Source organism: Kitasatospora sp. NPDC001261, from assembly GCF_042896795.1.
Taxonomy (GTDB): domain Bacteria; phylum Actinomycetota; class Actinomycetes; order Streptomycetales; family Streptomycetaceae; genus Kitasatospora.
This window is the reverse complement of sequence record NZ_JBIAXP010000030.1, coordinates 63481-77532: the sequence shown is the minus strand read 5'-3', so window position 1 is coordinate 77532 and position 14052 is coordinate 63481. Positions and strand designations below refer to the sequence as shown.

The following is a 14052-nucleotide window of genomic DNA, read 5'->3' as shown; positions in this document are numbered from 1 at the left end:
CGGACCGGTGGCAGAGGACGGCAGCAGCGGCGCGACGGCGGGCAGCAACGACCCCACGGTCGCGCTCGAACTGGAGCGCCTGATCCTGGACGCGCCGCGCCGCTACACCCCGTACCAGGCCGCGCGCGCCGCCGACGTCCCGATGGAGCTGGCCACCCGCTTCTGGCGCGCCATGGGCTTCCCGGACATCGGGCAGTCCCGGGCGCTCACCGACGGCGACGTGATCGCGCTGCGGCGGCTGGCCGGCCTGGTCGAGTCCGGGCTGCTCAGCGAGTCGATGGCGATCCAGGTGGCCCGCTCCACCGGCCAGACCACGGCCCGGCTGGCCGGCTGGCAGATGGACACCTTCCTGGAGAACCTCACCCAGGCCGTCGAGCCCGGGCTGACCCGCGCCGACGTCGCGTACCCGCTGGTCGAACTGCTGCTGCCGGAGCTGGAGCAGTTCCTGGTGTACGTCTGGCGGCGCCAGCTGGCGGCCGTCACCGGCCGGGTGGTGCAGGCCGCCGAGGACCACGAGATCACCAGCGGGCGGCTCGCCGTCGGCTTCGCCGACCTGGTCGGCTTCACCCGGCTGTCCCGGCGGCTGGAGGAGGAGGAGCTCGGCGAGCTGGTCGAGACCTTCGAGAACACCTGCTCGGACCTGATCGCCGGCCAGGGCGGCCGGGTGATCAAGACGCTCGGCGACGAGATCCTCTACGTCTCCGAGGACCCGGCGACCGCCGCCGAGATCGCGCTGAGCCTGATCGAGGCGCTGGCCGGGGACGACACCATCCCGCCGCTGCGGGTCGGCATGGCCTTCGGCACGGTCACCTCGCGGATGGGCGACGTCTTCGGCACCACCGTCAACCTGGCGAGCCGGCTCACCTCGATCGCGCCCAAGGACGCGGTGCTGATCGACGGCGAGTTCGCCGCCGCGCTGGAGCAGAACGGCAGCGTCGCCCCGGCCGACGCGGAGGGGCCCGGCCTGGCCGAGGCGCTGTCGGCCGCGGCCGGGATGCCCGCCTCCGGGCTGCCGATCCCGGGACCGGACGCCGGGGCGCGGTTCCACCTGCAGCCGATGTGGCGGCGGCCGGTGCGGGGGCTCGGCCTGGTCGAGCCGTGGCTGCTCACCCGGCGGCTGAAGGCCGAGTAGCGCCTGCGCGCAGGGCCGTACGCGGCGGTGGCCGTACGCGGGTGGCGGCCGTACGCGGTGGTGGCCGTACGCGGGTGGCGCGCGTACGGCGGGCCCGCGCGGGGAAGACGCATCCGGTGGACGTACGGGGACGCGCGCTTCGGCCGTCCGCGGGCAGACGCATGCGGTGACGGCGTTCGTGGGCACGCTTCCCCACGGCGGACGGGCGGTTGCGGGTGCTGAACGGTTGAAACCCGTACGTTCTGCTGCGGGTCCACCCGGGCAAACGGGGCATAAGCGAACGAAACCGCCCTAGTCTTGGTGCAAGCGGCCGGTCGGGTGCGGCCGGCCGACGGGGGTCCGGCAGGACCGAGCACAGGGAGCGAGGCGAGCCGGTGAGCAGCGAGGCGATCATGACGGACCGCGACTGCGACTGCGGCGGCTCGCGGCACTCCGACCCGCTGCCCGACCTGAGGCTGCAGTCCGTGGTCGAGCTGGCCCAGGACATGGCCGCCGCGCTCACCCCGCTGGAGGCCGTCCGGGCCGCCGCCGCCCGGGCCACCGAGGCGCTCGGCGCCACCATGGCCGCCGTCTCCGTCTGGGACCGCGAGTCCGGCCGGCTGCGGGTGCTGGTCAACCACGGCGACCTCGCCCCGGGCGAGGAGGAGCTGCCCGAGGACGAGTCGTACCCGGTCGCCGACTTCCCCGAGATCGTCACGTACCTGGAGGAGCGCTGGACCACCGGGCGGCTGCCGCGCGCCTGGCTGCAGAGCGCCGAGAACAGCGTGCAGCACGCCGGGCACGCCCACCCGACGGCCGGCGCGTACTGCCAGGAGCGCGCCGCGGCGCTGCGCCGGCGCGGGCGGGCCTGCTGCGTGGTCGCGCCGGTCGTGCTGCACGGCCAGGCCTGGGGCGAGCTGTACCTCGCCCGGTCGGCCGGGATGCCCGAGTTCACCGAGGCCGACGCCGACTACGCGACCCTGCTCGCCGCCCAGGTCTCCGCCGGGCTGGCGCAGACCGAGCGCCTCGCCGACCTGCGCAGGCTCGCCTTCTCCGACCCGCTCACCGGCCTGGCCAACCGGCGCGCCGTCGACGCCCGGCTGGAGAGCGCGCTGGAGGCGCACAACCGGGACAACACCGTGGTCTCCCTGGTGGTCTGCGACGTCAACGGGCTGAAGCGGGTCAACGACCAGCTCGGCCACGAGATGGGCGACCGGCTGCTGGAGCGGTTCGCCCACCAGCTCTCGCTGGCCGCCGCCAAGCTCCCCGGCAGCCTCGCCGCCCGGCTCGGCGGCGACGAGTTCTGCCTGCTCGTGGAGGGGCAGAAGGCCGACGAGGTGGTCTCCGTCGCCGAGGAGCTGTGCGCCCGGGCGCTCGCGCTCTCCGAGGGCGAGGGCGTGGCCTGCGGGGTCGCCTCCACCGGGGACTCGATCGGGCCCGTCACCACCCCCGACCGGCTGTTCCGGCTCGCCGACGCCGCCCAGTACCGGGCCAAGGCCGCCCGGGCCGCCCACCCCGTCGTCGCCGGGCGCAGCCACGGCCCCGGCTTCTCGCCCGACCCCACCGTGCTGCTCGCCGACGCCGCCGACCCGCACCACCGGGCGGACGGGCGGCGCGGGCCGAACGGCCGGGCCGGGGCGGGCGACCGGCGGCGGTTCCGCGGCGCCGCCCACAGCGCCGACCCCGGGCAGCTGCTCACCGCCGTGCTCGCCTCCCTCGACCAGGCCGCCACGGCCCGGGCCGTCCACCCCGCGGACACCCTCGGCAAGCTGGTCGTCGTCGCCGAGGCCTCCGCCCGGCTGCTGGACGCCGTCGGCTGGTGGGTCTCGTACGTCCCGCCCGGCTCCCACCTCATGCGCACCGCCCAGCACGCCGTCTACCGGATGACCAGCGGCCCCAGCAGCGTCCGCGCGGAGACCCAGCGGGCCCAGATCGAGGCCCCCGACGCGGTCTTCGACCTCCGGCACTACCCGATGACCCGCCGCGCCGTCCGCGGCGGCTCCTTCGCGCTGCGGGCGGGCGCGGCCGGCAACGACCCGGCGGAGGAGGCCATGCTCGTCGTCTCCGGCTACCGGGGCATGGTGGCCGCGGGCGGCCAGAACCCGGCCGGCGGCTGGCTGGTGGAGCTCTTCGCCGACGACGCGACGCTGCCGCTGGGGCAGGCCGCCTCCGCCATGCGCGCCCTGGTCTCGGTCGCCCTGGCGGGGCCGGCCTCGCCGCCGGTGGTCTGAGGGACCGGCCGCGGTGGTGGCCGTCCGCTGGTTCAGGCGCCGGAACCGCCGCCGGCGGACGGCGGGTTGAGGGCCCGCAGGGCGGCGTCGACCAGGCGGTCGGCGTGCTCGTGGGTGAGCGGGCCGAGCCGGTACTGCCAGCGGTAGTAGAGCGGGCCGTAGACGATTTCGACGGCCAGGTCGAGGTCGGTGTCGGGGGCGATCTGGCCGGCCTCGCGGGCGCTGCGGAGGCGGTCGCGGGTGACGGCCAGCAGGGGGTCCAGCAGGCGGGTGCGGTGCTCGGCCTGCAGTGCCGGGTCGTTGAGGATCTCCGCCATGATCGCCCGGTAGGTGCGGTCGGTGTCCGGGTCGGCCAGCTCGTCGCTGGTGGGGCGCAGGACGGCGCGGAGGTCGGCGGCGAGGTCGCCGGTGTCGGGGAGCGCGATGCCGCCCTCGTGCTCGCCGGCGGCGAGGAAGGCGTCGAAGACCACGGCGCCCTTGGAGGGCCACCACCGGTAGATGGTCTGCTTGCCGACGCCGGCCCGGGCGGCGATCGCCTCGATGGTCAGCCTGCCGTAGCCGATCTCGGCGACGAGTTCGGTGGTGGCGGCGAGGACGGCGGAGTGCGCGCGCTCGCTGCGTCGGGCGGGGTCGGGAGCTGTTCTGGAGGCCATGGAAAAAATTCTATGCGAAACAACGAGACGAGACGTATTGTCTTCCCATGCCATCGCGAGACGGATCGTCTCGTCTCATCCCCCGTTCCCCGGAGGTGCCCGTGAACCGCCCCCCTGCACACATCCTGATGGTCTCCATTCCCGCTCATGGGCATGTCAACCCCAGTCTCGCGGTGATCACCGAGCTGGTCGCCCGGGGCCACCGGGTCAGCTACGTCAACGACCCCTCCTTCCGGGAGGTCGTCGAGTCCACCGGCGCGAGCTTCGTCCCGTACCCGACCAAGCTGCCGCTCACCGACGACCCGGCCGGCTGGCCGTCGGACCTGGTGGCGATCCAGGAGGTGTTCCTGGACGACACGCTGTCGATGTGGCCCGTCCTGCTGGAGGCCTTCGAGGACGACCGCCCCGACCTGGTGCTCTACGACATCGGCGGCTTCGCCGGGCGGGCGCTCGGCGAGCGGCTGGGCGTGCCGGTGGTGCAGCTGTCGCCCGCCTTCGTCGGCTGGGAGGGCTTCGAGGAGGACCTCGCGGCGATGTTCGAGCCGATGCGCAACGGCCCGGGCGGCCCCGAGCACTACCGCCGGTACGCCGACTGGCTGGCCGAGGCGGGCGCGGTGCAGCGCGACGTGGAGGGCTTCAAGAACCGCCCCGAGCGGTGCGTCGCGCTCGTCCCGCGCGCCCTCCAGCCCAACGTCGACCGGGTCGACGAGCAGCGGATCAGCTTCGTCGGGCCCTGTTTCGGCGACCGCGCCCACCAGGGCGAGTGGCAGCGGCCGGAAGGCGCCGAGAAGGTGCTGCTGGTCTCGCTCGGCTCGGCCTTCACCCACCAGCCCGCCTTCTACCGGGCCTGCGTGGAGGCCTTCGGCGACCTGCCGGGCTGGCACACCGTGCTCCAGGTCGGCAAGCACACCGACCTGGCCGAGCTCGGCGAGGTGCCGGACACCGTCGAGGTGCACCGGTGGGTGCCCCAGCTGTCGGTGCTCTCCCAGGCGGACGCCTTCGTCACCCACGCGGGCATGGGCGGCTCCAGCGAGGGGCTGTTCCACGCCGTGCCGATGATCGCGGTGCCGCAGGCCGCCGACCAGTTCGCCAACGCGGACGCCCTGGTCGGCCTCGGCGTCGCCCGCCGGCTGGACACCGAGCAGGCCACCGCGGAGGCGCTGCGCGCCGCCCTGCTGGAGCTGACCGGCGACCCGGCGGTGGCCGAGCGGCTGGCCGAGCTGTCCGCCGCCGGCCGGGCCGAGGGCGGCACCGCCCGGGCCGCGGACCTGATCGAGGCCGAGCTGCGCGTGTCGTGACGCCGCCCGTGCCGTGATGCGGGGGGCGGTCGGGGGCCGCGGTGTGCGGCGCCGATCCGGAGGGCGGAGAATCCGGATGGCGAGCACCTGTTGTCATATCTTCATTCACCTGATGAGATGGTGTATATGGATATGCACAGTGCTGTGGCCCCCGACGCTCCGCTGGTCCTGGTCGGCAAGGCCGACGTCGGTGCCGAGGACGTCCTGGCCGTCGCCCGGGGGAACGCCCGGGTCGAGATCGGTCCCGACGCGCTGGCCGAGATGGCGGCCGCCCGTGCGCGGATCGACGCCCTCGCGGCCGAGCCGCGCCCCGTCTACGGCGTGTCGACCGGCTTCGGCGCGCTCGCCGTGCGCCACATCAGCCCCGAGCTGCGCGCCCAGCTGCAGCGGTCGCTGGTGCGCTCGCACGCCGCCGGCATGGGGCCGGCGGTCGAGCGCGAGGTGGTCCGCGCGCTGGTGTTCCTGCGGATGAAGACGCTGGCCTCCGGCCGTACCGGCGTCCGGCCGCTGGTCGCGCAGACCATGGCCGCCCTGCTCAACGCGGGCATCACCCCGGTGGTGCGGGAGTTCGGCTCGCTCGGCTGCTCCGGCGACCTCGCGCCGCTCTCGCACTGCGCGCTGGTCCTGATGGGCGAGGGCACCGCCACCGGCCCGGACGGCGTGGAGAAGCCCGCCGCCGAGCTGCTCGCCGCCGCCGGCATCGAGCCCGTCGAGCTGCTGGAGAAGGAGGGCCTCGCCCTCATCAACGGCACCGACGGCATGCTCGGCATGCTGGTGATGGCCATCGCCGACCTCCAGCGGCTGTTCACCACCGCCGACATCACCGCCGCGATGAGCCTGGAGGCGCTGCTCGGCACCGACAAGGTGCTCGCCCCCGAGCTGCACGCCCCGATCCGCCCGCACCCGGGCCAGGCGCTGAGCGCCGCCAACATGCTCGCCGTCCTCAAGGACTCCGGCCTCACCGGCCACCACCAGGACGACGCCCCGCGGGTCCAGGACGCCTACTCGATCCGCTGCGCCCCGCAGGTGGCCGGCGCCGGCCGGGACACCCTGGCGCACGCCCAGCTGGTCGCCGCGCGCGAGCTGGCCGCCTCGGTCGACAACCCGGTGGTGCTGCCGGACGGCCGGGTGGAGTCCAACGGCAACTTCCACGGCGCCCCGGTCGCGTACGTGCTGGACTTCCTCGCCATCGCCGCCGCCGACCTCGGCTCGATCTCCGAGCGCCGCACCGACCGGCTGCTCGACAAGGCCCGCTCGCACGGCCTGCCGGCCTTCCTGGCCGACGACCCGGGCGTGGACTCCGGCCTGATGATCGCCCAGTACACCCAGGCGGCGCTGGTCAGCGAGAACAAGCGGCTCGCCGTCCCGGCCTCGGTCGACTCGATCCCGTCCTCCGCGATGCAGGAGGACCACGTGTCGATGGGCTGGTCGGCCGCGCGCAAGCTGCGCCAGGCGGTGGCCAACCTCGGCCGCATCCTGGCCGTCGAACTGACCGCCTCCGCCCGCGCGCTGGAGATCCGCCGGCAGGCCGACGGGGCCGGCGGGCTCGCCCCGGCCACCGCGGCCGCGCTGGCCGCCGCCCGCGAGGCGGGGGTCGGCGGCGCCGGCCGCGACCGCTTCCTCTCGCCGGACCTGGAGGCCGCCGCCGAACTGGTCGCCTCCGGCGAGCTGGTGCGCGCGGTCGAGCGGGTCACCGGTCCGCTGGCCTGACGTCCGTCCGACCGGGCCGATGGCGCCGCCGCGGGGTGACGGGGACTCAGTCCCAGTCGTCGCTCCGCGGCGAGCGCTCCCCGCGGCCCCCGCGGTTGCGCAGCTCGCCCAGGGCGGCGGCCAGGTTGACCCCGACGATGCCCGCCCAGCAGACCACCAGGCCGGCGAAGCCGCCGCTCTCCGGACTGCCCGCGATCGCCGTCAGCGGGACGCCGATGACCAGCGAGGTCACCGCGAGCCCGGTGTTGGAGCGCTTGCCGAAGCCCGAACGGCGGGGGTGGCCCCGGTGCTCGGAGCGCGGCTCGTCGTCCAGCCGCTTGGCCACCGAGCGCTCGACCCGGGCGTCCAGACGGGCGTCGAGCCGCCTCATGAAGGAGTCGACGAGTTCGTCCTCGTACTCCTTGCCGAGCTCCTTGCGGGCCTGGAGGGTGGCGTCGAGGTCGCGCCGCAGTTCGTCCTGACGAGTGTCCATAGGACCAGAGTGGGGCCGCGGGGGCGTCCGGTCCATCCGTTCGCGGGAGGAATCCGGGCGGGCTCAGGGAGAAATCAGGGTTGCCCCGCCCCGGCCCGGGTTTGTCCGATCCCGGCTCAGGTCTGTCCGACCCCGGCCCGGGTCTGTCCGACCCCGGCCCACCCGGCCCGGACCACCGCCGGGCCGTCCGACCCGCGGGGCGTCCCACCGGACGTCCCGCCGTACGAGACGTCTTTGCCAGGCGCCGCCCGCTCCTGCACAGTCGTCGTCCGAACCGCACGCACCCGGAGGTACCGCTGATGACCGCCACCGACGAGGCCGGCAGCGTCGGCCCCTCCGCCCGGCTGCTCCAGCTCTTCGAGGGGCACCGGCTGACGCCGACCCAGCGCCGGATCGCCCACTCGCTGGTGCGGCACGCCACCGAGGCGCCGTTCCTGTCCAGCGTGGAGGTCGCCGAACTCGCGGGCGTCAGCCAGCCGTCCGTCACCCGCTTCGCGGTCGCGCTCGGCTACGACGGCTACCCGGCGCTGCGCAAACAGCTGCGCGAACTCGGCGGCGGCGAACCGGCCGCGCCGGAGACCCCGGACGACGCGGTGCGCAACGAGCACCAGCAGGCCGTCCTCGCCGAGATCGCCCACCTGCGCCACCTCGCCGAACTCCTCGCCGACCCGGAGCCGATCATCCGGGCCGCCCGGCTGCTCGCCGCCTCCCGCCCGCTGCCGGTGCTCGGCCTGCGGGCCGCCTCGGCGCAGGCGCGCGGCTTCGCCTACTTCGCGTCCAAGGTGCACCCGGACATCCGGCTGCTGGACGAGGGCGGCAGCATGCTCGCCGACCGGCTGGAGCAGGCCCGGGCGGCCGGTGCCAGCGCGCTGCTCTGCTTCGCCCTGCCGCGCTACCCGCGGGAGCTGATGGACGCGCTGACGGTGGCCCGCGAGTGCGGGCTGACGGTGCTGACCGTCGCCGACAGCGCCTTCGCGCCGGTCGCCAAGCTGTCCGACCTGATGCTGCCGGCCGCCGTCGGCACCGGGCTGGTCTTCGACACCGCGTGCGCGCCGATGATGCTCGGCCGGGTGCTGCTGCAGTCCATGTGCGACGAACTCCCGGGCGCGGAGGCCCGGTTGGAGGCGATCGAGCAGTCGGCGGCGGCGCGCGGACTCTTCCTGGAATAACCGCGGCCCGCGGCGGCGGGGGAGTAGCCGCCACGAACCCGGGCATCCCCCCTGCAGGGGGTGCCGCCCATGCGCGTGATCCACGAGATGAAGTTCGTCGCCCGCCTCTCCTCGGGTGCCGACGAATGGTCCTGCCCCACCTGCGGACGCCGCGTCACCCTGCGGCGCCTGCCCGAACCCGAACTGACCGTCCTCGACCCGGGCGACGAGTCCGCCGTCCACGTCGGCGTCATCGAACCCGACGCCCGCACCGCCGCGGCCGCCGAGAAGTACGGCCTCGGCCCCGTCCAGAACATCCCCCGCCCGCCCTCCCCGCCCACCCCCGACGCCGACGACCGCCGCTGGCTCGCCGAGATCGGCATCGACTGGGACGGCGGCGCGGCGGCCTGAAGAGGTCAGCGACGAGGGGTGTAGATCGGAAGCTCGTCGGTCTGCAGTTCTGCGGGCAACGGGTCGGTGAGTGGAATGGGCTCGCCGTACTTGCCGTGAAGCACGCCCTGGTACTCGCCGTCGCGTGGATGCGTGTAGAGCGTCCAGGTGCCGTCGCGAGGGTCGGCGGCGACCAGGACGGCCACACCCGCGATGGCGTACCACTCGGTCTTGGCGGCGATGCCGCTGATCCGCTCGGAGGTGGAGATCACCTCCAGGGCGAAGGCGACGTCACCCGGGTCCGCCAGCCATTCGTCGTCGTCGCCCCAGTCCTTCGGGAAAACGACCAGGTCGGGAGTGGCGTAGTCGTCCTCGTTGTCCGGCATGCAGATCGACGAGTTCTCGTAGACGCGCAGGTCCTTGGGCAGCTTGGGGATGAGCTGGTCCCGTAGAACCTGCACGGTTCCCGCGTGCTTGCCGCGAGGCGTCGGGGACATCACCAGGGTTCCTCCGATGATCTGGACGCGAAGTCCCGTGCTCTCCTCGATCTCCTCCGCCGCATCCCGGAGTCTGCCGGGCCGCACGGTGATGGCCGTCATCGTGTCCTCCGCTCTCTGGTGCTGGGCCGAGTGGCTGGTGTCCGCCGGGTTCAGGCTAGCGCGCCAAGTGGGCCGGTGCCGGGGCTGATCGGATGCCTTCGGGGTCTGGTCGAAAGCCGACTGTTTAGTTATATTCAATCGAACATAGCTTGAATGAATCCATCCGCAGGGAGGCCGTGACTATGGTGCAGCAGCAGGCGAGCGGGCCGCGAGAGGTGCGCGCGGCGCGGGGGACGGGGCTGACGGCGCAGGGGTGGCAGCAGGAGGCCGCCCTGCGGATGCTGATGAACAACCTCGACCCGGAGGTGGCCGAGCACCCGTCGAAGCTGGTGGTGTACGGCGGGACGGGCAAGGCGGCGCGGGACTGGCGGTCCTTCGACGCCATGGTGCGGACGCTGGAGGGGCTGAAGCAGGACGAGACCATGCTGGTCCAGTCCGGGCGGCCGGTCGGCGTGATGCAGACCCACGAGTGGGCGCCGCGGGTGCTGATCGCCAACTCCAACCTGGTCGGCGACTGGGCCAACTGGGAGGAGTTCCGCCGGCTGGAGAGCCTCGGGCTCACCATGTACGGGCAGATGACCGCCGGCTCGTGGATCTACATCGGCACCCAGGGCATCCTCCAGGGCACCTACGAGACCTTCGCGGCCGTCGCCGGCAAGCGCTACAACGGTTCGCTGGAGGGCACCATCACCCTCACCGCCGGGCTCGGCGGGATGGGCGGCGCCCAGCCGCTGGCCGTCACCATGAACGGCGGCGTGGCGATCTGTATCGACTGCGACCCGTCCCGGATCGCCCGCCGGATCGAGCACCGCTACCTGGACGTCGAGGCCAAGGACCTCTCCCACGCGCTGGAGCTGGCCACCGCCGCCCGCGACAAGAGGCAGCCGCTCTCCATCGGCGTGCTGGGCAACGCCGCCGAGCTGGTCCCGCAGCTGCTCGCGATGGACGCGCCGATCGACATCGTCACCGACCAGACCAGCGCCCACGACCCGCTGGCCTACCTGCCGGTCGGCGTCGCCTTCGAGGACATGGCGGACTACGCGGCCGCCAAGCCCGCCGAGTTCACCCAGCGCGCCCGCGAGTCGATGGCCGCGCACGTCGAGGCGATGGTCGGCTTCCTGGACCGCGGCGCCGAGGTCTTCGACTACGGCAACTCGATCCGCGGCGAGGCCCAACTGGCCGGGTACGACCGCGCGTTCGCCTTCCCCGGCTTCGTCCCGGCGTACATCCGCCCGCTGTTCTGCGAGGGCAAGGGCCCGTTCCGCTGGGCGGCGCTGTCCGGCGACCCGCAGGACATCCACAAGACCGACAAGGCCGTCCTCGACCTCTTCCCGGAGAACGAGTCGCTGGCCCGCTGGATCAAGCTGGCCCAGGAGAAGGTGCACTTCCAGGGCCTGCCGGCGCGCATCTGCTGGCTCGGCTACGGCGAGCGCGACAAGGCCGGCGAGCGCTTCAACGACATGGTCGCCTCCGGTGAGCTGTCCGCCCCGATCGTGATCGGCCGCGACCACCTGGACTGCGGCTCGGTGGCCTCCCCGTACCGGGAGACCGAGGCGATGCTGGACGGCTCCGACGCGATCGCCGACTGGCCGCTGCTCAACGCCATGGTCAACGTCGCCTCCGGCGCCTCCTGGGTCTCCATCCACCACGGCGGCGGCGTCGGCATCGGCCGCTCGATCCACGCCGGCCAGGTCACCGTCGCCGACGGCACCGCGCTGGCCGGGGAGAAGATCCGCCGGGTGCTCACCAACGACCCGGGCATGGGCGTCATCCGGCACGTGGACGCCGGCTACGACCGGGCCACCGAGGTCGCCGCCGAGCGCGGTGTCCGCGTCCCGATGGGCGAGCTGTGACGCTTCCGTCGTTCGAAGAGATGTGGGCGGAGCTGCTCCCCGTGGGCCGCTCCGCCGCCTCCGGCGGCTACCGCCGCTTCGCCTGGAACTCCGCCGACGCCGAGTGCCGCGCCTGGTTCGAGCAGCAGGCCCGCGGCCGCGGCCTGGCGTACGAGCTGGACCGCAACGGCAACCAGTGGGCCTGGCTGGGCGATCCGACCGCCGGCGGCGCGGTCGTCACCGGCTCGCACCTGGACTCCGTCCCGGACGGCGGCGCCTTCGACGGCCCGCTCGGCGTGGTCTCCTCCTTCGCCGCGCTGGACGAACTGCGCTCCCGCGGCGCGGAGTTCACCCGGCCCCTGGCGATCGTCAACTTCGGCGACGAGGAGGGCGCCCGGTTCGGCGTGGCCTGCATCGGCTCCCGGCTGACCGCCGGGGTGCTCTCCCCGGAGCAGGCGTACGGGCTGCGCGACGCCGACGGCGTCCGGCTGCCCGACGCGATGGAGAAGGCCGGCTACGACCCCACCGCGATCGGCGCGGACGAGGACCGGCTGGCCCGGATCGGCGCCTTCGTCGAGCTGCACGTCGAGCAGGGCCGCTGCCTCGCCGAGGGGCAGCCGGTCGGTGTGGCCGGGGCGATCTGGCCGCACGGCCGCTGGCGGTTCGACTTCCACGGCGAGGCCAACCACGCCGGCACCACCCGGATCGAGGACCGCCGCGACCCGATGCTGACCTACGCCAACACCGTGCTGGCGGCCCGCAAGAAGGCGAAGCAGGCGGGCGCGCGGGCCACCTTCGGCAAGGTCGCGGTCGAGCCCAACGGCACCAACGCGATCGCCTCGCTGGTGCGCGGCTGGCTGGACTCCCGGGCGGCCGACGAGCGCACCCTCACCGAGCTGGTCGAGGCGATCGAGCGGGCCGCCGCCGAGCGCGGCGAGCGCGACGGCGTCCGGGTCGAGCTGACCCGCGAGTCCTACACCCCGGTGGTGGACTTCGACGGGCCGCTGCGCGACCGGCTGGCCAAGCTGCTGGACGCCCCGGTGCTGCCCACCGGCGCGGGACACGACGCCGGCATCCTGGCTTCGGCGATCCCGACCGCCATGCTGTTCGTGCGCAACCCCACCGGCGTCTCCCACTCCCCGGCCGAGCACGCCGAGCAGGCCGACTGCCTGGCCGGGGTCGCCGCCCTCGCCGACGTACTGGAGGACCTGGCGTGTCATTGACCCCGTCGAGCCCCGTGGCGTACTGGGCCGAGTACGCCTGGCTGCCGCACGACAACGGGCCGGTGGTCGAGCGGGACGTGCTGATCACCACCGGCCCCGGCGGGACGATCGCCGCCGTCGTCCCGGACAGCGGCCCCTGCCCGCCCGGCGCCGTCCGGCTCGACGGGCTGCTGCTGCCCGGCCAGGCGAACGCCCACTCGCACGCCTTCCACCGGGCGCTGCGCGGGCACGTCCAGGTCGGCTCCGGCACCTTCTGGACCTGGCGCGACACCATGTACCGGTTCGCCGGCGCGCTGGACCCGGACCGCTACCTGGCGCTCGCCACCGCCGTCTACGCCGAGATGGCGCTGGCCGGTGTCACGGCGGTTGGCGAGTTCCACTACCTGCACCACGCGCCCGGCGGCGCCCGGTACACCGACCCGAACGCGATGGGCGAGGCGCTGATCGAGGCCGCCGCCCGGGCCGGCATCCGGATCACCCTGCTGGACACCTGCTACCTGTCCTCCGGTTTCGGCGCCGAGCCGACCCACCCGCAGCTGCGGTTCAGCGACGGCGACGCCGAGGCCTGGGCCGCCCGGGCGGACGCGCTCAAGCCGCGCGAGCACGCCCGGATCGGCGCCGCCGTCCACTCGGTGCGGGCCGTCCCGGCCGAGCAACTGGACACCGTCGCGCACTGGTCGGCGCTGCGCGGGGCGCCGCTGCACGTCCACCTGTCCGAGCAGACCGCCGAGAACGACGCCTGCCTGGCCGCGCACGGCGTCACCCCGACCCGGCTGCTCGCCGACCACGGCGTGCTCGGCCCGCGCACCTCGGCCGTGCACGCCACCCACCTGACCGACGAGGACGTCAGGCTCCTCACCGACTCCTCCACCACGGTCTGCATGTGCCCCACCACCGAGCGGGACCTCGCGGACGGCATCGGCCCGGCCCGCCGGCTCGCCTCGGCGGGCTCCCCGATCACCCTGGGCAGCGACAGCCACGCGGTGATCGACCCGTTCGAGGAGGCCCGCGCGCTGGAGCTGGACGAGCGGCTGCGGACGCGGACGCGCGGCCACTGGACGGCGAACGCGCTGCTGCGGGCCGGCACCGAGGACGGGCACGCCTCGCTCGGCTGGCCGGAGGCCGGACGGATCGAGGCCGGGGCGCTCGCCGACTTCACGGTGATCGCGCTGGACACCGTCCGTACGGCGGGCCCGCCGCCCCGGCTGGGCGCCGAGATCGCCGTCTTCGCGGCCTCGGCGGCGGACGTGCGGCACCTGGTGGTCGGCGGCCGGCACGTCGTGCGGGACGGCGTGCACCTGCTGGTGGCCGACGTGCCGGGTGCGCTGCGCTCCGCGATCGGCGCGCTGGACTACTGACCCCCGTTCAACCCCCTTCGGAAGGCG

Annotated in this window: 11 protein-coding genes and 1 pseudogene; 9 read left to right on the top strand and 3 right to left on the bottom strand. The window is 74.3% G+C overall.

Annotated features, from left to right (window positions below; translation table 11 throughout):
- Window positions 1-7: 7 nt before the first annotated feature.
- Window positions 8-1132 carry an adenylate/guanylate cyclase domain-containing protein gene (locus ACFY4B_RS33250; protein ID WP_049655773.1) on the top strand — a complete coding sequence of 375 codons (1125 nt, stop codon included), beginning with the start codon at window positions 8-10 and terminating at the stop codon, window positions 1130-1132.
- A 392-nt stretch (window positions 1133-1524) separates the two neighbouring features.
- Window positions 1525-2751, top strand: a pseudogene (locus ACFY4B_RS33245) (diguanylate cyclase domain-containing protein); the annotation flags it as partial.
- A gap of 623 nt (window positions 2752-3374) precedes the next feature.
- Here ACFY4B_RS33245 and ACFY4B_RS33240 read toward each other — a convergent pair.
- The gene (locus tag ACFY4B_RS33240; RefSeq protein ID WP_380740740.1) at window positions 3375-3995 is read right to left on the bottom strand and encodes a TetR/AcrR family transcriptional regulator; all 621 of its coding nucleotides are present in this window, start codon (window positions 3993-3995) and stop codon (window positions 3375-3377) included.
- 128 nt (window positions 3996-4123) lie between these two features.
- Between ACFY4B_RS33240 and ACFY4B_RS33235 the strand changes: the two genes are divergently transcribed.
- The gene (locus tag ACFY4B_RS33235) at window positions 4124-5293 is read left to right on the top strand and encodes a macrolide family glycosyltransferase (RefSeq protein ID WP_387974264.1); all 1170 of its coding nucleotides are present in this window, start codon (window positions 4124-4126) and stop codon (window positions 5291-5293) included.
- A gap of 132 nt (window positions 5294-5425) precedes the next feature.
- A complete protein-coding gene (gene hutH / locus ACFY4B_RS33230) occupies window positions 5426-7003 on the top strand; it encodes a histidine ammonia-lyase (protein ID WP_107418822.1) in 1578 nt (525 codons plus the stop codon).
- 46 nt (window positions 7004-7049) lie between these two features.
- Here hutH and ACFY4B_RS33225 read toward each other — a convergent pair whose 3' ends face one another.
- Window positions 7050-7475, bottom strand: a complete 426-nt coding sequence (locus ACFY4B_RS33225) for a hypothetical protein (protein WP_049650040.1) — start codon at window positions 7473-7475, stop codon at window positions 7050-7052.
- 299 nt (window positions 7476-7774) lie between these two features.
- Here ACFY4B_RS33225 and ACFY4B_RS33220 point away from each other — a divergent pair, with 299 nt between their 5' ends.
- Together ACFY4B_RS33220 and ACFY4B_RS33215 are read left to right on the top strand one after the other, a co-directional pair.
- The gene (locus ACFY4B_RS33220) at window positions 7775-8644 is read left to right on the top strand and encodes a MurR/RpiR family transcriptional regulator (RefSeq protein WP_074003893.1); all 870 of its coding nucleotides are present in this window, start codon (window positions 7775-7777) and stop codon (window positions 8642-8644) included.
- Window positions 8645-8713: 69 nt separating this feature from the next.
- Window positions 8714-9034, top strand: a complete 321-nt coding sequence (locus ACFY4B_RS33215; RefSeq protein ID WP_387974227.1) for a hypothetical protein — start codon at window positions 8714-8716, stop codon at window positions 9032-9034.
- 5 nt (window positions 9035-9039) lie between these two features.
- On the opposite strand, the gene ACFY4B_RS33210 is transcribed toward ACFY4B_RS33215, so the two are convergent.
- Window positions 9040-9612 carry a Uma2 family endonuclease gene (locus ACFY4B_RS33210; protein ID WP_049650037.1) on the bottom strand — a complete coding sequence of 191 codons (573 nt, stop codon included), beginning with the start codon at window positions 9610-9612 and terminating at the stop codon, window positions 9040-9042.
- A gap of 182 nt (window positions 9613-9794) precedes the next feature.
- Here ACFY4B_RS33210 and hutU point away from each other — a divergent pair, with 182 nt between their 5' ends.
- The 3 genes from hutU to ACFY4B_RS33195 are packed head-to-tail and all read left to right on the top strand — an operon-like array spanning window position 9795 to window position 14025.
- Window positions 9795-11465 (top strand): urocanate hydratase, encoded by a 1671-nt coding sequence (gene hutU, locus ACFY4B_RS33205; protein ID WP_387830538.1) that lies wholly within the window; start codon window positions 9795-9797, stop codon window positions 11463-11465.
- 20 nt (window positions 11466-11485) lie between these two features.
- On the top strand, window positions 11486-12667 hold the full coding sequence (locus tag ACFY4B_RS33200) for an allantoate amidohydrolase (protein ID WP_387974261.1): 1182 nt from the start codon (window positions 11486-11488) through the stop codon (window positions 12665-12667).
- Window positions 12658-14025, top strand: coding sequence for a formimidoylglutamate deiminase (locus tag ACFY4B_RS33195; protein ID WP_387974224.1), 1368 nt, complete (start codon window positions 12658-12660; stop codon window positions 14023-14025). Before ACFY4B_RS33200 ends, ACFY4B_RS33195 begins: the two co-directional genes overlap by 10 nt.
- The last annotated feature ends 27 nt before the right edge of the window (window positions 14026-14052 follow it).